Origin of the sequence: Luteimonas sp. TWI662 (assembly GCF_039673825.1) — a bacterium.
Taxonomy (GTDB): Bacteria; Pseudomonadota; Gammaproteobacteria; order Xanthomonadales; family Xanthomonadaceae; genus Luteimonas.
Genome location: NZ_JBDJMI010000006.1, coordinates 1 through 18,125, shown reverse-complemented (window position 1 = coordinate 18,125; position 18,125 = coordinate 1). Strand labels below are relative to the sequence as shown.

Annotated in this window: 14 protein-coding genes and 5 tRNA genes; 13 read left to right on the top strand and 6 right to left on the bottom strand. The window is 69.8% G+C overall.

All coding sequences use genetic code 11. From position 1 onward, the window contains the following. Positions 1-145 precede the first annotated feature (145 nt). The 10 genes from ABE488_RS06240 (at position 146) to ABE488_RS06195 (ending at position 7,250) form a co-directional block, all read left to right on the top strand. Positions 146-517: a hypothetical protein gene (locus tag ABE488_RS06240; RefSeq protein WP_346447524.1), complete on the top strand. Its 372-nt coding sequence runs from the start codon at positions 146-148 to the stop codon at positions 515-517. Positions 518-732: 215 nt separating this feature from the next. Next, positions 733-1,536 (top strand): 3-deoxy-manno-octulosonate cytidylyltransferase, encoded by an 804-nt coding sequence (kdsB, locus tag ABE488_RS06235; protein WP_346447523.1) that lies wholly within the window; start codon positions 733-735, stop codon positions 1,534-1,536. A gap of 73 nt (positions 1,537-1,609) precedes the next feature. Beyond that, positions 1,610-3,037, top strand: coding sequence for a hypothetical protein (locus ABE488_RS06230; RefSeq protein ID WP_346447522.1), 1,428 nt, complete (start codon positions 1,610-1,612; stop codon positions 3,035-3,037). Then, on the top strand, positions 3,034-4,917 hold the full coding sequence (gene uvrC / locus ABE488_RS06225; RefSeq protein WP_346442353.1) for an excinuclease ABC subunit UvrC: 1,884 nt from the start codon (positions 3,034-3,036) through the stop codon (positions 4,915-4,917). The genes ABE488_RS06230 and uvrC overlap by 4 nt, the downstream gene beginning before the upstream one ends. A gap of 16 nt (positions 4,918-4,933) precedes the next feature. After that, on the top strand, positions 4,934-5,533 hold the full coding sequence (gene pgsA, locus ABE488_RS06220) for a CDP-diacylglycerol--glycerol-3-phosphate 3-phosphatidyltransferase (RefSeq protein ID WP_346442354.1): 600 nt from the start codon (positions 4,934-4,936) through the stop codon (positions 5,531-5,533). A 36-nt stretch (positions 5,534-5,569) separates the two neighbouring features. After that, positions 5,570-5,645 (top strand) — tRNA-Gly (locus tag ABE488_RS06215). 80 nt (positions 5,646-5,725) lie between these two features. After that, positions 5,726-5,799: transfer RNA gene (locus ABE488_RS06210), tRNA-Cys, on the top strand. Between the two features lie 45 nt (positions 5,800-5,844). Continuing rightward, positions 5,845-5,920: transfer RNA gene (locus tag ABE488_RS06205), tRNA-Gly, on the top strand. Positions 5,921-6,037: 117 nt separating this feature from the next. After that, a tRNA-Leu gene (locus ABE488_RS06200) sits at positions 6,038-6,124 on the top strand. A 145-nt stretch (positions 6,125-6,269) separates the two neighbouring features. Beyond that, a complete protein-coding gene (locus ABE488_RS06195; RefSeq protein ID WP_346442355.1) occupies positions 6,270-7,250 on the top strand; it encodes a GGDEF domain-containing protein in 981 nt (326 codons plus the stop codon). Positions 7,251-7,280: 30 nt separating this feature from the next. Here the strand turns inward: ABE488_RS06195 and arsC are convergent, their stop codons facing one another. The 5 genes from arsC to ABE488_RS06170 all read right to left on the bottom strand — a co-directional run bounded on the left by arsC (position 7,281) and on the right by ABE488_RS06170 (position 12,089). After that, positions 7,281-7,637, bottom strand: coding sequence for an arsenate reductase (glutaredoxin) (arsC, locus tag ABE488_RS06190; protein WP_346447521.1), 357 nt, complete (start codon positions 7,635-7,637; stop codon positions 7,281-7,283). Next, positions 7,634-8,935: a cation:dicarboxylase symporter family transporter gene (locus ABE488_RS06185; RefSeq protein WP_346447520.1), complete on the bottom strand. Its 1,302-nt coding sequence runs from the start codon at positions 8,933-8,935 to the stop codon at positions 7,634-7,636. Before ABE488_RS06185 ends, arsC begins: the two co-directional genes overlap by 4 nt. Before the next feature lie 67 nt (positions 8,936-9,002). Then, on the bottom strand, positions 9,003-9,482 hold the full coding sequence (locus ABE488_RS06180; protein WP_346442358.1) for a GNAT family N-acetyltransferase: 480 nt from the start codon (positions 9,480-9,482) through the stop codon (positions 9,003-9,005). Between the two features lie 55 nt (positions 9,483-9,537). Then, a complete protein-coding gene (locus ABE488_RS06175) occupies positions 9,538-10,638 on the bottom strand; it encodes a dipeptide epimerase (RefSeq protein ID WP_346447519.1) in 1,101 nt (366 codons plus the stop codon). A 23-nt stretch (positions 10,639-10,661) separates the two neighbouring features. Next, positions 10,662-12,089 (bottom strand): SH3 domain-containing protein, encoded by a 1,428-nt coding sequence (locus ABE488_RS06170; RefSeq protein WP_346447518.1) that lies wholly within the window; start codon positions 12,087-12,089, stop codon positions 10,662-10,664. Between the two features lie 235 nt (positions 12,090-12,324). Here ABE488_RS06170 and ABE488_RS06165 point away from each other — a divergent pair, with 235 nt between their 5' ends. Both ABE488_RS06165 and ABE488_RS06160 read left to right on the top strand, forming a co-directional pair. After that, a complete protein-coding gene (locus ABE488_RS06165) occupies positions 12,325-15,108 on the top strand; it encodes a TonB-dependent receptor (protein ID WP_346447517.1) in 2,784 nt (927 codons plus the stop codon). A gap of 3 nt (positions 15,109-15,111) precedes the next feature. Then, positions 15,112-16,683, top strand: a complete 1,572-nt coding sequence (locus ABE488_RS06160) for a serine hydrolase domain-containing protein (RefSeq protein WP_346447516.1) — start codon at positions 15,112-15,114, stop codon at positions 16,681-16,683. 198 nt (positions 16,684-16,881) lie between these two features. Here ABE488_RS06160 and ABE488_RS06155 read toward each other — a convergent pair. Further along, positions 16,882-16,958, bottom strand: a tRNA-Asp gene (locus tag ABE488_RS06155). 943 nt (positions 16,959-17,901) lie between these two features. Here ABE488_RS06155 and ABE488_RS06150 point away from each other — a divergent pair. Then, a partial coding sequence (locus ABE488_RS06150) for a transposase family protein (protein ID WP_346447515.1) occupies positions 17,902-18,125 on the top strand: 224 nt, incomplete at its 3' end.

Below are 18,125 nucleotides of genomic sequence, written 5' to 3'. Positions count from 1 at the left end.
ATTGGCGGTCGGGCGATCAGTATCCGTGTCCGGCGTTGGTGCTGGCACCGCCGGTGCGCAAGTCCGGTCTCGCTGCTTGTGTCGAGGGGGGCGGACGCGGTCTGGTTCGGCCCGCGTCATCCTTGTCCCGACAGGCGCCACGGCGATGATGCCCGCACGTGCCGTCTGGCGGATCCTCATCCTGCCGTCGTATGTCCTGATTGCCGGTGCAGTGTTTGCATTCGCGCTCGCCCGCACGCAGGGTTCGATCATCGGGGCGATGGCTGGGCTTGCGCCGTGGGCGTTGGCGGTCTCGGTGATGCTGGCCGTCGCGCTGGCTGTAGGCGGGCTTGTCCGCTGGCGTCGGCGACTGGCGACGATGCGCCGCGCGGTGCGGCATGCCCGCGTCCGTGCCGCGGAAGGCCGCCGCCGTTCGTCCGCGCGCGCGCTGTGGGCGCAGATGCGTGGCGCACCTGCTGACGCCGCCGCAGCCGACGAGCAGGAACCGGACGCGCAGGCAGCGGGAATCCGCTCCTGAGCCAGTACGGCGGTCCTGTCGTGCGTCATCGCGGCCCATACCGGCGCACCTGTGCCGCTCCCATCCGGGGCGGCAACCGACAGGCGCGCAGCCTGTGACGCGCACCGCGCACCGCGCACCGCGCACCGCGCACCGCGCGACGCGCTCGGCGACGAGGTCGCGCGCACCCCTAGAACCACCGCGTCGTACATCGGCCGCCATGCGAGAATCGCGCCATGGACGTCCCCGCTGATTTCATCGTCGCCATTCCGGCCCGCTATGCCTCGACCCGTCTGCCCGGCAAGCCGCTGCAGCCGCTGGGCGATGCCCCGCTGGTGCTGCACGTGGCCCAGCGTGCACTCGAGGCCGGCGCTGCCGAAGTGTGGGTGGCCACCGACGATGTCCGGGTCCGCGATGCGCTGGCCGGTACACCCGTCCACGTGGCGATGACCTCGTCCGCGCATCTCTCCGGCACCGATCGGCTGGCCGAATGCGCGGCGCTTGCAGGCTGGGCAGACGAGCGGGTGGTCGTGAACCTGCAGGGCGATGAGCCGTTCGCGCCAGCCGCCGGCATCCGTGCGGTCGCAGCACTCGCGGCGCAGCCGCAGGTCGCGCTGGCCACGCTGGCCGCCCCGATCGACGATGTCCAGACGCTGCTCGACCCGAACGCGGTCAAGGTCGTATTCGGCGCGGGCGGCAATGCGCTCTACTTCAGCCGCGCGCCGGTGCCGTGGCCGCGCGATGCGTTCGCCCGCGACCGCGCGACGATGCCGGCCGGCGAGTGGTGGCGGCATATCGGAATCTACGGTTATCGCGCCGGTTTCCTGCGCCGGTTCGCCGCGATGGCGCCCGGGCGCCTGGAACAGATCGAAATGCTCGAGCAGTTGCGCGTGATCGAAGCCGGGCTTCGGGTCGCGGTCGGCCCGACCCCTGCACCGTTCCCGCCGGGCGTCGACACCCCCGAGGATCTGGCGCGGGCCCAGGCGCGGTTGTCGGGTGCCGATGCCGGGCGTGGCACCGGCTCCGGCGCGCCTGCCTGAACGCGTTCGGCGGCCTGCGCTGACCGCAGTGCTCTCGACAGGGTGCCGCGGCGGGATCCCGCATAATTGCGTCATGAACGACGCTGTCGCAGCGCCCGAATTCCCGGCCGGCCTGGCCTGGCTGAACCTGCGCGACCCGCTGCGCATGGCGCAGCTGCGCGGGCGGGTCTGCGCGCTGGCGTTCGTCAATCTGAGCTCGGCCTGGTGCCAGCAACGGCTCGCCGATCTCGGCCACCTGCGCGCGCGCCATCGCGAGCGCCTGCAGGTGGTCGTCGTCCACGTCCCGCGTTTCGATGCCGAACGCGACGCCAGGCGCAGTGCGCACCGCGTCGACCTGCAGCAGTACGACTTCCCGGTCGCGCATGACGGCGACTGGACGGCCTGGCAGCACTTCGGGCTCGATGCCTGGCCGACGGTCCTGTTGATCGACGGCGAGGGGCGAGTGCGCGAGCGCATCGTCGGCGAAAACGGCATCCGCGACCTCGATGCGCGGATCGGCACGTTGGTCGAGGGCCTGACCCCGCAACCGCTTGCCGGCGATCCGATCCGCTTGCGCCGGGACAGCGAGTCGGCGCTACCGCTGCGGTTCCCGGCAGGGCTGGCGGTGTCGGGCGATCTGCTCTATATCGCCGACTGCGGCCATCACCGCGTGCTCGAATGCGATGCCCGCGGGCGCATCCTGCGCCAGTTCGGCAGCGGACGCGCCGGCTTCATCGACGGCCCGATGGAACTGGCCGCGGTGACCCGGCCGCAAGGGCTGTGTCTGGCGCGCGGTGCGCTCTATGTCGCCGACACCGGCAACCATGCCGTGCGCCGGATCGACCTGCGCAGCGGCGACGTGTCCACCGTCTGCGGTGCCGGCCGACCCGGCGTCACCGTGCCCGGATCGCTGGCCGACCCGCGCGCGGTCGCGCTCGACCAGCCGCGTGCCGTCGTGTTGTCGGGCGACCGGTTGTACGTCGCGACCGCCGGCGACAACCGCATCTGGCAGCTCGACCTGGGCCAGGCCCGGATTGCGCCGCTGTGCGGCAGTGGCGCGCTCGGCACGCGCGACGGTGTGGGCGCGCAGGCCGCATTCGCCGAGCCGGTGGCACTGGCGTGCGTGCAGCACACGCTCTACGTCTGCGATGCCGCGGGCTCGGCGATCCGCAGTGTGCACCTGCCGACCGGGCAGGTCGCCACGCTGGTCGGCGGCGGACCGTGGCAATTCGGGGCCGTCGACGGCGCGCGCGACGATGCGCAGTTGCAGGCGCCCCAGGCGTTGGCACTCGATCCCGAGGCGCCGGTGCTGTGGATCGCCGACAGCGGCAACGACACCTTGCGCCAGCTGCGTCTGGGCGGCGGCGCGCTGTCGACGCTCGCGTTGCCCCAGCGCCTGCATGGACCCGCGGCCTTGGCCGTCGCGAACGGGCGGCTGTGGATCGCCGATACCGATGCCCATGCCGTGCTGCGGCTGGAGCCGACCACCGGCGCGCTGCGCCGCGTCCCGGTGGGCGAATGACCGGCACGACGAAAGCGCGCGGCGCGCGGCCGACATTCGACGGCAAGGCCTTCGTTGCAGGCCTGAGCACTGCGCCGGGCGTCTATCGCATGATCGCGGCCGACGATGCGGTGCTGTACGTCGGCAAGGCCGCGGACCTGCGCAAACGCGTGGCGAGCTACTTCAACGCCACGCCCAAGGCGACGCGGACGATGGCGATGATCGCGCAGATCGCGCGCATGGAAGTCACCGTCACCCGCACCGAGGCCGAGGCGCTGCTGCTGGAAAACCAGCTGATCAAGTCGCTCAAGCCGCGTTACAACGTCTCGCTGCGCGACGACAAGAGCTATCCCTACGTGCTGGTCACCCGCGACACCTGGCCGCGGATCGCCGTCCATCGCGGCCCGCGCAATGTGCCCGGACGCTACTTCGGGCCGTACCCGGGCGTGACCGCGGTGCGCGAAACGCTGAACCTGATGCAGAAGCTGTTCAAGCTGCGCAACTGCGAGGACAGCGTGTTCCGCAACCGCTCGCGGCCCTGCCTGCAGCACCAGATCGGCCGCTGCACCGCGCCGTGCGTCGGGCTGGTGTCAGAGCGCGAGTACGCCGACGCGGTGCGGCGCGCGTCGATGTTCCTCGAAGGTCGCAGCGATGCGCTGACCGACGAGGTCACGCGCGACATGGAAGCGGCGGCCGAACGCCTGGATTTCGAAGAGGCCGCGCGCTTGCGCGACCTGCTGGGCAACATGCGCGGCATGCAGGCGCGGCAGTACGTCGACGGCAAGGTCGCCGAGCTCGACGTGCTCGCCTGCGCGATGCGCGGCACCCATGCCTGCGTGCTGCTGTTGTCGTTCCGCGATGGCCGCAACCTGGGCACGCGGGCGTTCCACCCGCGCACCAACGGCAGCGAGGACCCGGCCGAGGTGCTCGCCGCGTTCGTGTCCCAGCACTATGCCGAGCAGGTGCCGCCGCGCGAGATCGTGCTCGATCGCGCGATCGAGGATGTCGCCTTGCTCGAGCAGGCGTTCAGCGAGGCGGCCGGACGCCGGGTGCAGCTCAAGTGCAACGTGCGCGGCGACCGGGCGCGCTACGTCGACCTGGCGCGGCGCAATGCCGAGATCGCGCTGGCCAGCGAGCTCGGCAGCCAGGCCGCACAGCAGGCGCGCGCCGACTCGCTGCGTCAGATGCTGGGCCTGGCCGAACCGGCGCAGCGCATCGAGTGCTTCGACATCAGCCATACGATGGGCGAGGCCACCGTGGCCTCGTGCGTGGTGTTCGATGCGCAAGGGCCGGTGCGCAGCCAGTACCGGCGCTACAACATCGCCGGCATCGAACCGGGCGATGACTACGCGGCGATGCACCAGGCGCTCACCCGGCGCTTCCGCAAGGTGGCCGAGGAGGGCGGCGTGATGCCCGACGTGCTGCTGATCGACGGCGGCGCCGGCCAGGTCGCCCAGGCGCGCGCGGTGCTCGACGGCTACGGCATCACCGGCATCTGTCTGGTCGGCGTGGCCAAGGGCGAGGCGCGCAAGCCGGGCGACGAGACCTTGCTGTTGCCCGCCACCGACGGGCAGCCGGCCCGCGAACTCAAGCCCGGCGCCGCCTCGCCCGGCTTGCAACTGGTGCAGCAGGTGCGCGACGAGGCCCACCGCTTCGCGATCACCGGCCATCGCGGCCGACGCCAGAAGGCGCGCAACACCAGCCGGCTGGAAGACATCCCGGGCATCGGCCCGCGGCGCCGTGCGAACCTGCTCAAGCATTTCGGTGGACTCGGCGGCCTCAAGGCGGCCGGTGCCGAGCAGATCGCGCAGGTCGAGGGCGTCAATGCAGCGCTCGCGCAGCGCATCTATGCGACCCTACACGGGCTCGATGCCGGCGCATCGGGTGCCGGCCAGGACTGATTGCCACGAGTTTGCGATGAAATTGACGATTCCCACCTGGCTCACGCTGCTGCGGATCCTGATGATCCCGGTGCTGGTGCTGGTGTTCTACCTGCCGTTCAAATGGACCAACTTCGCCGCCGCGTTCGTGTTCGGGCTGGCGGCGGTCACCGACTGGCTCGACGGCTGGATCGCGCGTCGCTATGGCCTGTCCTCGGCGTTCGGCGCGTTTCTCGACCCGGTCGCCGACAAGTTGATGGTCGCCGTGGCGCTGTTTCTGATCGTGCAGGGGCACCCGTCGCCGTGGATGGCGATCTGGGCGGCGGTGATCGTCGGGCGCGAGATCGCCGTGTCGGCGCTGCGCGAGTGGATGGCCGAATTGGGGCAGCGGGCGACGGTCAAGGTCGCGGCGATCGGCAAGATCAAGACGATCGCGCAGATGGTCGCGCTGCTGTGCCTGCTGTACTCGGTCACGCCCGAGCGGCCGGTACCGCCGCCGCCGTGGCTGGGGCGCGAGATCTTCGTCGTCGGCGACTGGCTGCTGGCGCTCGCCGCGCTGCTCACGCTGTGGTCGGGGCTGGCGTATCTGCGCGCGGCCTGGCCGATCATGCGCGCCGCCGAACGCAACAAGTATTGACACCCTGCCGGCGAACGGTAGAATTTCGCCTCCCAAGCGGGAATAGCTCAGTTGGTAGAGCACGACCTTGCCAAGGTCGGGGTCGCGAGTTCGAGTCTCGTTTCCCGCTCCAGTTTCAAACGCGAAACCCCGGGTGGTACGCGGGGTTTCGTTTTGTCGGCAGGATCCTCCGGATCCCGGCGACGGGTCACCGGCCTGGTGGCAGAGTGGTTATGCAGCGGATTGCAAATCCGTGTACGCCGGTTCGATTCCGACCCAGGCCTCCAGCCGGCGCACCACACAGGTCGCAGGCAGGGTACAATTGAAGTCATGCGGGAATAGCTCAGTTGGTAGAGCACGACCTTGCCAAGGTCGGGGTCGCGAGTTCGAGTCTCGTTTCCCGCTCCAGTTCGATGAACAACCCCGCGCAAGCGGGGTTTTTCGTCTGTGCGACACGTGACGTCGCCGGCCTGCCGGGGTTCGGGTTTCAATTCCCCGGGCGCTCAGGCACGCTTGGCGCCGCATGCCCGGATGGCGAAACTGGTAGACGCACCGGACTTAAAATCCGTTGGCCGCAAGGCCGTGCCGGTTCGATTCCGGCTCCGGGCACCATCGCAAGCCCTGCGGGCGGCGGCCGCGTGGACCCGCGGCGTGCCCGCGCATCGTGTCATTCCCCCTTCACCCGGCGGGCTCTAGATTCCCTGTCGACGCTCACTGGGGATCGAGGCGCATCGCGACCGCGGATGCGATGCAACGTATGGCCGTCTCCAGAGTCCGCGACGATTTCCAACTCGCGATCGTCTCCCTGCTCGGGCTGACGACGCTGTTGACGCTGTCGGGCTTCATGCTCTGGCGCTGCCTGCGTGGGGAATGGACGCTGGCTGCGTTCGACGCACTGGTGATCGTGGTGATCGCCTTGATCGTCGGGCGCGCCTGGCGCACGGGCCGGACCAATGCGGCCGGCGGGTTGATGGCGATTCTGAACTCCGGCTTCTGCCTCACCGCCTGCGTGCTGATCGGCGATGCCGCCAGCGGCTGGGTGTACGTGGTGCTGATGACCAACTTCTACATTGCGCGGACCGAGATCGCCGCGTGGTGCGGGGCGCTGCTGATCGTGGGCGCGACGACGCTGCTGATCGTGCCCGATGCCAGTCTGGGACGGTGGGCGACCGTCATCACCTGGTCGCTGGTGTATGCGTTCTCGTTCGCGTTCTCGCGCCGCCTGCGCGACTACAGCGACTCGCTGGAGCGTCGGGCCATGCTCGACCCGTTGACCCGGCTGCCCAACCGCGGCGCGATGGAAGCGCATCTGCGCAGCCTCGTGGACGATCGCCGGCAGCCCGGGATCGGCCTGCTGGTCCTGGACCTCGACCGCTTCAAGGCGGTCAACGACACCTTCGGCCATGCGGTCGGCGATGCGGTGCTGGTCGAACTGGGCACGATCCTGCGCGACACGCTGCGCGAGGGCGATGCCGTCTACCGATTCGGCGGCGAGGAGTTCGTCCTCGTGCTGCCCGCAGACGACGATGCGGGGTTGACGGCCGCGGCCGAGCGCGTGCGGGTCGAGGTCGAGCGGCGCCTGCGCAGTCCCGCCGGCCCCATCACGGTGTCGATCGGTGGCGCCATGCTCGCCGCCGAGCAGGACTGGCAGGATTGGTTCGGGCGGGCCGATACCGCGCTGTACCTTGCCAAGCGCGCAGGGCGCAACCGCACGCATATCGCCAAAGGGCTGGACTGACGCGGTGTCGCCTCGCCCGGCGCTGCGGCGTCAGGGCAGCAGGTCGAGCAGGCGCTCGGTGGGGCGACCGACGACCGCGCGCGTGCCGTGCAGCAGGATCGGGCGTTCGATCAGGCGCGGATGCGCCGCCATCGCCGCGATGATCGCTTCGTCATCGAGCACCGGGTCGGCCAGGCCCAGCTCGCTATAGACCGCCTCACCGGTGCGCAGCAGCGCCCGGGGTGCGAGGTCCAGGCGCTGGAGCAGGTCGCGCAGCGCCGCGGCATCGGGCGGGGTCTCCAGATAGAGCACCACCTGCGGCGCGATGCCGCGCGCCTGCAACAGCTCGAGCGCGGCACGCGATTTCGAGCAGCGGGGGTTGTGATAGAGGACGAAGGAATCGGTCATGTCGGGGGAGCTTCGGGATCGGAGGCGGAGGGAGGCACGCCGCTGCGTCGTGCGACCACGCCGGTCGCGGTAACGTCGGCGGTGGTGTTGGTGACGGTCGCAAACGCATCGGGCAGGGTGTCGACCGCCAGCAGCACGCCCAGTGGTTCGACCGGCAGGCCGACAGCCTGGGTGACCGGCAGGTTGTTGGTCATGAAGCTGACCTGCCCGGGCAGGCCGACCGAGCCCATGCTGATCACGATGGCCAGTGCGACCGCGATCGCCAACTGGCCGGCGCCCAGCTCGATCCCGTAGATCCAGGCGATGAAGCTGACCACGCTCAGATACTGGACCGGGCTGGCGATGCGGAACAGCGACACCGCCATCGGCAGCACCAGCGAGGTTACCGCGAGCGGATAGCCCAGGCGGCTGCGCGCGCTGTCGACCATCACCGGCAACGCGGCCAGCGACGACTGGGTGCTCGCCGCGATCGCCTGCACCGGCAGCAGCGCTGCGGCAAAGCGCGCCGGACGCTCGTCGGCGACGACGACGGCGATGAGGTACATCAACAGCGTGATCGCCACATACAGCACGCATTGCAGCGCGATGTAGGTGCCCAGCGCGGTGAACACGCCCAGCCCGACATGCGCGCACACCGACAGCACCAGCGCGAACACGCCCAAGGGCGCGGCGACCAGCACCCAGCGCACGACCACGATCATGGCATCGGCGATCGTGCGCACCAGCTCGAGCATGCGTTCGCGACGCGCGGCCTCCAGGCGGGTCAGCGCGAAGCCGAAGAACATCGAGAACACCACCAGCGGCAGCATTGCGCTGGCGGCCGCCGCGGCGATCGCATTGCTGGGGATCAGGCTGGTGATCCACAGTCCGAACGCTGGCGCCTGCGGCAGTACGTCCGGCGCGCCGATCGCGGCGCGAAACAGCGCGGTCTGGGTCTCGTCGCGCGGCACCAGCGACAGCAGCGCGGGCGCGGCGAGTGCGGCGAACGTCGCTGACAGCGCCAGCATCACCACGAAGGTGGTCATCGCCAGGCGCGCGGTGCGTCCGGAGGCCGCGGCATCGGACGCGGCGTTCACGCCGACGACCACGAGCGCTGCGACCAGCGGGACCACGGTCATCTGCAGTGCGTGCAGCCACAGCGTGCCGATCGGCTGGACGATGTCGGCGGTGCGCACCGCCACCGCCGGGTCCCAGGCGGCCAGCGACAGGCCGATGACGGCGCCGGCCAGCAGCGCGAGCAGCACGCGCGCGGGCATCGACAGGCGGAAGCGAGCGGGCGCGGACGGGCTGGGCGTCATCGGTCGGGTCGGCAGCGGCGGACCCGGCGAGCATGCCATGCCGGCGGCCGCCTGCGATGCAGGTCGGTCATCGCGCCGCAGGGGCGTCCAGTGACAGCGTCAGCATGTCCCGATGGCCGTCGACGAAGCCTGCGCGCAGATACAGCGCCTTGGCGCGCGGGTTGTGGTGATGCACCTCCAGCCGCAGCATCGCCACGCCCCAGGCGCGGCTGCGTTCGGCTGCCAGGGTCAGCGCCTGCGCCCCCAGGCCGCGGCCGCGCGCCTGCGGCGCGACATAGAGCTCGTCGAGCAGCGCGAACGCGCCGCCCTGTTCGAGGCTGAAGCCCCGGGTCAGCACCAGATAGCCGTCCTCGCCGGCATCGCCGAGCAGCAACACCACGCCGTGCGCGGGGTCGGCCAGCAGCGCATCGAGCCCGGCACCGACGCGGACCGGGTCAAACACCAAGCGGTCCTCCGCATAGAACGCACGCATCATCGCCAGCACATGTGCGCGATCGGCGGCGGTAGCGTCGCGCGCAAGCGGCGCCGGATCGACAGGAAGCACCATCGGACAACTCCAGACAACGACAGACGCCCCATTGTCGCCCGTGGGCGAACGAGCGTCAGGCGGGAAGCGGGGCGAGATCGCGGATCGACACGATGCCAAGGCCCGGTGCCTCGCTGATGCGGATGGTCGGCCCGTCGAAATGGACGCCACCCTCGACCGGGTCGTACGCGCACAGCGACGGACCATCGAGATCGACCTTGGTGATCGCGTCGGCCTTGGCAACCGCCAGGTGCACGGCCGCGGCGACACTGATGCTGCTCTCGAGCATGCAGCCGATCATGCAGTCGATGCCGTGCAGGGCGGCGATGTCGGCCAGCCGGATCGCGTTCGACAGGCCACCGGTCTTCATCAGCTTGATGTTGACGATGTCGGCCGCGCGCATGCGGATCAAGTCGATCAGCTCGAGCGGGCCGAACACGCTTTCGTCGGCCATGACCGGCACGGCGACCCGATCGGTGACGAACTTCAGGCCGTGTAGGTCGTGCGCCGGGACCGGTTGCTCGAGCAGTTCGGGATGGATACCGGCCGCCTCGAGCCGGCGCATCGTCTGCACGGCCTGCTTGGGCGTCCAGCCCTGGTTGGCATCGAGCCGCAGCGTGGCGCGGCCGTCGACCGCAGCATGGACCGCGCGGACGCGGTCCAGGTCCAGCGCGGTGTCCTGGCCGACCTTGACCTTCAGCGAGCGAAAGCCGCGTGCGAGCGCGGCCTGCGCGTCGGCGACCATCGTGTCGACATCGCCGACACTGATCGTGAGGTCGGTCGCGAGCACCGGCTCGCCGCCACCGCCGAGGATGCGGTACAGCGGCGCGCCGTGCAGCTGCGCGAACAGGTCGTAGAGCGCGATCTCGACCGCGGCCTTGGCGCTGGTGTTGCGCAGCAGCGCGGTCTGTACCAGGCGCACGAGGCGGTTGAGATCCCCGACCTCCCGGCCGACCAGGCGCGGTGCGATGACCTGGGCGATCGCCGCGACGATCGCGCCGTGCGTGTCGCCGGTGATCACCGCGGTCGCGGCGGCCTCGCCGTGGCCGACGAGACCGGTATCGGTGTGGATCGTGACGACGATGTCCTCGACCCGCTCGACCGTGCGCAGCGCGGTCTTGAACGGCGTTCGGAGCGGCACGCGCAGCATGCTCAGGCGAATGTCGGTGATCTTCATGGCGACAGGTCCGGGCAGGGCGTTCAGCGCACGCGCTGGATGCTGGTGATGCGGTCGATCGTCGCCTCGCCGTCGCTGCCCAGCAACGGCAGCAGCGGGGTCACCACGACGCCATTGAGCGCCAGCCGCGCGAGCGCGCCGTCGGCGCCGCGCAGCGAGGTGCCGGCGGTGTCGTGGATCACATAGGGATCGCCGTCGACATGGCCGATCACCATCATCACGTGGCCCGGAATGAACACCAGGTCGCCGACATCGGCCTGGCGCAGTAAGCGCAGGCGCGCCTCGCGCGACATCGTCGGCGCGAACGCGAGACGGTCCAGCGCCGGGCTGGTGGCCTGCGCGCTGGTGTTGCGCGGCAACAGGATCCCGAAACTGCGGTAGATCTCCGAGACGAAGCCGCTGCAGTCGCGCGCGTTGTACGAATGCCCCCATCCGTAGCGCTCGCCGAGGAACTTGAACGCCTGCCGGATCAGTTGGGCGCGGGTGTGTGCGGGCGCGTCGTCGGCGACGTCGGCCGCCTGCGGCAGCATCGCCGGCGCGAACGCAAGGCCGCCGGTCGCGGTGCGCGCCGGCAGCTCCACGACGCGGCCGTACCACGGGATCTGGCCATTGAGCACGCGATCGCCGGGCCAGTCGAGGGCGGGCACGCGCACGCCCATTTCCAACTGCACATCGGAGACCTCGGGCGCCTGCGGCGTATAGACGGTGCGCGCGGTCGCGCCGGTCACGATCGGCCCGCGTGCTGCACGCGCGGCGTAGTCGGCGACCGCGTCGCGCGTGCCCAGCGCGACGTGCGCGGCATCGATCCAGGCCGCGTAGCGCTCGCTGACGACGAAGTACCAGGCGCCGTCGCGGCTCGCGTGCACCACCGCGACCGGCGTGCCCGGAAACAGGGCGTCTTCCTGGAATCGGTCGATGTCGGTGTCGTCGGGGCGGCTGAACACCCGTGTGCGGGTCGGGAAGGCACGCAGGTCGGCGCGGCGCACGACCAGCCCGAACCGGGGCGATGGCGCCGCGGGCAGGGCGGCCAGGTCGACGTCGGCGATCAGGCGCTCGAGCGCCGCTGCATCCAGCACGCGGCCATCGAGCGTGTAGCGTGCCTGCGATGGACGCGTCGACACCGCCTCGATCCAGCCGGCGACCGTGGCGCGGTCGAGCGTGTCGGGCAACGCGAGCACAGCGTGGAACGAGGGATCGTCGCGTCGCATCGCGGCGTTTTGGGTCGCGATCGCGGCGCGATCGAGCAGGCGCGCATCGGGCGCGTCGAGCCGGTCGATCCAGTACTGCGGATCGAGCTGCGCGCGTGTCATGCCGGGAATCGCCGGCGGCGTCGCCGATGCGCTCGCCGCCAGCAGCGAGGCCAGCAGCGCGCCGGCTATACATCGCCATGGACGGCGGCGCCCGGGCGAGGCGCCGCGTCGCGTCCGCATCGTGGCCGTTGTCGTCTGCATCGCAGCTCCTGCATGGCGGCCGCACGGGCCGCGGGGACGCATTCGAGCATAGGTGTTTTGGCGCAGCGGACAAGCCGGTCGACGCGGTTGACAAGGCTCGGGGTGCGGTGTAATCACAATGGCATCGTGTCGCGCGCATGGGGAGCGGGCACACACACGGCAGGCCGGCATCGATGCGCGATGGCGCGTGTGGCCGCCGGCTGTGCCCGTCACGCCATCGCCAGGGGAACGCCGCATGCCCGTATCGTCCAGACTTCTGTGCTCGAGCCGTTGTCCGCTCGCCATCGCGTTGTTGGCGGCCATCGCGATGCCGGCCGCGGCGCAGTCGACCGATGCCCACGTCAACACGCTCGACCAGGTCCAGGTGACCGGCTCGCGCATCGCGCGCACGCAAGTCGAGGGGCCGGCGCCGGTGACCGTGATCACGGCCGAGGAGATCCAGAAGCAGGGGTTCAGCACGGTCTGGGAGTCGCTGGGCACGCTGACCCAGTTCACCGGCAACACACTCAACGAATCCGATCAGACCGGCAACGCGCCCAACGGCCAGTTCATGAATCTGCGCGGCCTGGGGCCGGGCTACCAGCTGATCCTGCTCAACGGCCAGCGTCTGGCCGACTATCCGCAGCCCTACGGCTCGAGCGGCACCGCGGTGAGCCTGGGCAGCATTCCGGCCGCGGCGATCGAGCGTATCGAAGTCATGAGTGGCGGCGCGTCGGCGATCTACGGGTCCGATGCGGTGGCCGGCGTGGTCAACATCATCACCCGCGAGAACTTCAGTGGCGACACCGTGCGCCTGCGCGGCGGCACGACATCCGGCGGCGGAGGCGACACCGGCCAACTGCAGTGGAGCGGCGGCCGCAGCGGCGACCGCTGGAGCCTGACCTACGCATTCGAGCGACTGGATCGCGAAGAGATCGTCGCCGCGCAACGCGACCTGACCTATCTTGCGCACCCGCAGTACCGCACGAACCCCGAGCGACCGACCGCATCGATCTCGGGCGTGTACTTCCTCGCCGGTTCCAACTATCTGTGGCGCGGCGACGACGGCGTGCTGTCCCCCGGCTATGACGCGATGGTGCAGGCGTGCGCGGCAACCAATCCGAGCTTCGTGCCGTTCCATTCGGCGACCAGCGCACCGCTGCCCAATCGCTGCGGCGCACTGGATTACTACAACGCCCGCTCGATCCAGAACGCCTACGGCAAGACGTCGGCCTACCTGTCGGGCAGCGTCGACTTCAGCGAATCGGTGACTGGCTACGCCCAGGTGCTGGGCAGCCGCTCGCAGGACAAGAGCTCCAGCCAGACGCACTATTACATCGGCGAAACCCCGTTCACGGTGCAGGATCCGACGCGGGGGCTGGTGACCGCGCAGCGGATCTTCCTGCCCGACGAGGTCGGCGGGGTGAAGCGGATCGAGTACGACGAGCGCGCCTGGAACCTCAATGCCGGCGTGCGCGGCACAGCGTTCGGCGGCCGCTTCGATTGGGACGTGGGCTTCACCTCGTCGCGCTTCGATATCGAAACCAGGCGGCCGCGCTTTCTGACCCGCGCGGTGCGCGATTACTACATGGGGCCGATCCAGGGCTATACCGCCAATGGCACCGAGATCCGCGAGTTCCTCGTCGACCGGCTGTTCGCACCCGGCACGCCCGAGCTCTACGACCAGCTGACCACGACCGTCGTCAGTTCCGGCACGTCGAAATCCGACCAGGCGCAGTTGGTCTTCAGCGGTCCGCTGTTTGACCTGCCGGCCGGCCCCTTGCAGATGGCCGCAGTCGTCGAGGCTGCGCGGCAGGAGTACACGCTGACGCCGGACCCGCGCACGACCGTCGACTACACCGGCCCGGATCGCGTCTACAACCTGACCAGCACGCCCGGCGGCGGCCCGCGCAATCGCTACGCCGCCGGTCTCGAATTCCGCGTGCCGGTCTTCTCCAAGCTCGAAGCCACGCTGGCCGGCCGCTACGACAAGTACGACGACATCACCTCGGTCGACGATGCGATCACCTGGCAGGCGGGCCTGGAATGGCGTCCCTTCACCACGCTGCTGCTGCGCGGCGCCCACGCGACGAGCTTCCGCGCGCCCGATCTGCTGTGGATCTACGCGGGCACGACCGGCTCCAATCCTTTTGTCGACGACGAGTATCTGTGCCGTGCCAACGGCATCGCCGCCGAGACGCCCGCGTGTACCTCGGCCTACAACTATCAGACCTACATGACCCAATCCTCCAATCCCCTGCTGCAGGAGGAGGAGGGCAAGTCGACGACGCTCGGCGTGGTGTGGGACGCGCTGCCGAACCTGTCGATCGGCGTCGACTGGTACCGGATCGAGCTCGAGGGTCGCGTCCAGGCGCTGTCCAACAGCTACTACCTCGAACAGGAAGCGAACTGCCGGCTCGGTGTCGACCGCGCCGGCAATGCGGTCGATACCACCTCGCAGGCGTGCCAGTTCTACGCCGGGGCGGTCGAGCGCACGGTCTCCGATCTCAATCCCGAAGGCCGCATCACCCGCTTTGCGACCTATCCGATCAATGCTTCGCTGATGCGCACCGAAGGGCTCGATGCGACCTTGCGCTGGGCGCAGGACCTCGGCCGCTGGGGCGATCTGGGCGTGCAATTGGGCTACACGCATGTGCTCGCGTTCGAGGTCGCGCAGTTCGGCGACGAGGCGCCGCGCGACGTCCGCAGCACGGTCGAGTACAACGCCTTCCGCAGCCGCGCCAACTGGCGCGCCAACTGGGCGGTCGGCGACTGGACCACCAGCCTCTACGGCTACCGCTGGGGCGGGCGCCCCAACTACAACGGCACGCTGCGCCCCGGCCGCACACCGGCCTACGTGATCTGGAACGCCGACGTGTCGCGTCGCATCACCGACCACGTCACGCTCGGCGTGAGCGTACTGAACCTGCTCGACGAGACGCCGCCGCGCGACGATTCCCACACTGCGTGGCCGTACTTCGCCAGTTCCTACAGTGCGATCGGTCGCCAGGTGTTCGCCAACATCACGTTCGATTTCTGAGGCATGCGCGCCACTTGCCTGGCCTGGACGCTGGCGGGCTGGCTGGTCGCGGGCCTGCCCGCAGTCGCCGCCACCCCCGTCGCGCCTGCGCGCCTGGCAGCGCTGGTCGACGCTGCGGCCGAGCGCTACGCGCTGCCCGGCATCGCGGTCGGCGTGGTCGTCGATGGCGAGGTCGTGCTGCGGCATACGCGCGGCGAACTGCGTGCGGGCGAGGGCGAGGCCGTCGATCCCGCGACGCTGTTCAAGATCGCCTCCAACAGCAAGGCGATGACCGCTGCCGTGCTCGCTCGGCTGGTCGATGCCGGGCAGCTGCGCTGGGACGATCCGGTGGTGCGGTACCTGCCGCAGTTCCACATGTACGACGACTGGGTCACGCGCGAGATGCAGGTCCGCGACTTGCTGATCCACAACAGCGGCCTGGGCCCGGGCGCCGGCGACTTGATGCTGTGGCCGTCGCCGAACGCCTTCACCCGCGCCCAGGTGATCGAAGGGCTGCGCCACCTGCGGCCGCGCTGGAGTTTCCGGTCACGCTACGCCTACGACAACACGCTCTACATCGTCGCTGGCGAAGTCGCGGCTGCGGCGGGCGGCGCCCCATACGACACGCTGGTGCGCCGCGAGGTCTTCGAGCCGCTCGGCATGCACCGTTGCCAGGCCGGCGCCTGGCAGCGCGATGCGGTCGGCAACGTCGCCCAGCCGCACGCCCGCTTCGATGGCCGCAATACGGTCGTGCGTGGGGACGAGGCGACGATTCCCGACGAACCGATGATGGCGGCCGGCGGCTTGCGCTGCAGTCTCGACGACATGCTGCGATGGGCGCAGGCCTGGCTCGACCCGGACGCCGGGACGCCCGGCCAGCCCTGGCTGTCGGCTGCGCAGCGCGAGGCCGCTTGGACCGCGCACATGCCGATGCCGCTGACTGCGCGCATGCGCGCCTGGGACCGCAGCCATTTCTCGGCCTACGGCTACGGCTGGCGGTTGACCGATGTCGACGGCACCGCGAAGGTGTCGCATACCGGCACGCTGACGGGCATGGTGTCCTCGCTGGTGCTGCTGCCCGAGCATCGCGTCGGCATCGTGGTGTTGATCAACGGCGATGCCGATCCCGCGCGCACGGTGCTCACCCAGGCGCTGGTCAAGCAGTTCGTCGCCACCGACGGTGGTCCGCACGACATCGACGCCTATGCCGGCCGGCTGGAGGCGGAGCGCGGCACGACAGCGCATGCCGCACTGCCGGACGCCCACGATGCGGTCGCCGTCTCGGCCGCGGTCGCCGCCTCGCTTGCCGGTCGTTACCGCGATCCCTGGTTTGGTGACGTGGCGTTGTGTCCGCGCGACGGAGGCCTGCGCTGGATCGCGGCGCGTTCGCCCAAACTCGATGGCGATGTCGTCGCCGTCGATGGTGGGCTGCAGGTGCGCTGGCGCGCGCCCGATGTCGACGTCGATGCCTGGCTATGGCGCACGCCAGCGGCTGGCCGCACGGTCTCGCTGCAAATGGCCAAGGTCGATCCGGACGCGGATTTCAGCTACGACTTCGAAGACCTGGCACTGACGCGCGTCGGCGACTGCGACTGAGCGATGCAGCGTCGCCGTTGGCGGCGATGGTGCATCTGCGCGGTCCCGCGTGGCTGGGAGATGCGTGCGATGTGCGTTGCTCCTTCCCTTCGCGTGCGGGGCATTGCGCTCGTTACGGATGGAAGGTTGGGCTGGGGCAGGGCGGCTGCGTCCAGAACGAAAAAACCCCTGCATCGCTGCAGGGGTTTTTCGTAACACTGGCGGAGCGGACGGGACTCGAACCCGCGACCTCCGGCGTGACAGGCCAGCATTCTAACCAGCTGAACTACCGCTCCGAGCCGCGAGATTCTACGCGAATTCGCGCGCTTGGGAAGGGGGTGCGCGATCTTTTTTTCATCTCGCCTTCGTCGGTGCGTGCGCTCCCCGAATCGGCGCGTTTGCGAGGCGCGCGATCTGCATCGGTCGACGTGCGTGGCTGCGTGGTGTGTCGCCGGATCGCTACGTGGGGACGACCAGCGACATGCGATGCGCGATGTCACTGCACGCGTGGATCGTCGGCCCGCGTGTCGAGGTCGCCACAGTGACGGGGGCGCTACACCGGCACGCGCATCGAGAGTGACGTCATGCGAGTGCACGTCTCGAGCTGCCACAGCGCGAAAAGCCCGCGCCCCCACCCGACGCCTCCGGCGTCGACCTCCGCCCGCAAGCGGGGGAGGTGGTGCGCTGCTCGACGACTGCATCCTCTGATCGAGATCGCGGAAAGCCTTCTTCGCATGTGGGGAAGATGGGGCGGATGCAGGTCGATGCGGGGCTTGTGGCATTGGCGGCCGGGGCTCCAGGCCCCCACCCGACGCCTCGGCGTCGACCTCCGCCCGCAAGCGGGGGAGGTGGTGCGATGCTCGACGACTGCGTCCTCCGATCGAGCCGCAAAAAGCCCTCCCCACATGCGGGGAGGTTTAGGAGCGGCTACAGGTCGATGTGGTGTTTGCAGCAGTGGTGGCCCAGCCACGCGCGTCCCACCCGACGCCCGCAAGCGGGGGAGGTGGTGCGATGCTCGACGACTGCGTCCTCTGATCGAACCGGAAAAAGCCCTCCCCCGCATGCGGGGGAGGGTTGGGTGGGGGGCAGGGCTCGCGACGTAGGACTCGACGCCCATGTTCAACAGCGCGCCACACCCGCACCCACACGCAAAAAAAAGGTTCTTCGCAGATTAGCGGGGAGTCCTTTGCCAGCCACCGTTACGCTTGATGCCTGATTCCAGGGCGCAAGGGTGAGGGGATGTTCGACCGGAAGACGATCAAGAGGCTGGGCGGGTGGGAAGGCTATCGGGTGGAGCGCATCGCGTGGCCCGAGGGCGGCAGCCGGACCGTGACGATCTACCTCAAGCCCACCGCCCGCATGATGTACTGCCAGCACTGCGGCAGTCGGTGCCGGCAGGTGCATGAGACGACTGCGCGGCGGGTGCGTGACCTACCTCTGATGGCACTTCAGGTGCGGTTGGT

Coding starts and splice junctions, on each gene's coding strand:
- ABE488_RS06240 (WP_346447524.1), top strand. CDS start 146: ATGATGCCCGCACGTGCCGTCTGGCGGATCCTCATCCTGCCGTCGTAT.
- kdsB (WP_346447523.1), top strand. CDS start 733: ATGGACGTCCCCGCTGATTTCATCGTCGCCATTCCGGCCCGCTATGCC.
- ABE488_RS06230 (WP_346447522.1), top strand. CDS start 1,610: ATGAACGACGCTGTCGCAGCGCCCGAATTCCCGGCCGGCCTGGCCTGG.
- uvrC (WP_346442353.1), top strand. CDS start 3,034: ATGACCGGCACGACGAAAGCGCGCGGCGCGCGGCCGACATTCGACGGC.
- pgsA (WP_346442354.1), top strand. CDS start 4,934: ATGAAATTGACGATTCCCACCTGGCTCACGCTGCTGCGGATCCTGATG.
- ABE488_RS06195 (WP_346442355.1), top strand. CDS start 6,270: ATGGCCGTCTCCAGAGTCCGCGACGATTTCCAACTCGCGATCGTCTCC.
- arsC (WP_346447521.1), bottom strand. CDS start 7,637: ATGACCGATTCCTTCGTCCTCTATCACAACCCCCGCTGCTCGAAATCG.
- ABE488_RS06185 (WP_346447520.1), bottom strand. CDS start 8,935: ATGACGCCCAGCCCGTCCGCGCCCGCTCGCTTCCGCCTGTCGATGCCC.
- ABE488_RS06180 (WP_346442358.1), bottom strand. CDS start 9,482: ATGGTGCTTCCTGTCGATCCGGCGCCGCTTGCGCGCGACGCTACCGCC.
- ABE488_RS06175 (WP_346447519.1), bottom strand. CDS start 10,638: ATGAAGATCACCGACATTCGCCTGAGCATGCTGCGCGTGCCGCTCCGA.
- ABE488_RS06170 (WP_346447518.1), bottom strand. CDS start 12,089: ATGCAGACGACAACGGCCACGATGCGGACGCGACGCGGCGCCTCGCCC.
- ABE488_RS06165 (WP_346447517.1), top strand. CDS start 12,325: ATGCCCGTATCGTCCAGACTTCTGTGCTCGAGCCGTTGTCCGCTCGCC.
- ABE488_RS06160 (WP_346447516.1), top strand. CDS start 15,112: ATGCGCGCCACTTGCCTGGCCTGGACGCTGGCGGGCTGGCTGGTCGCG.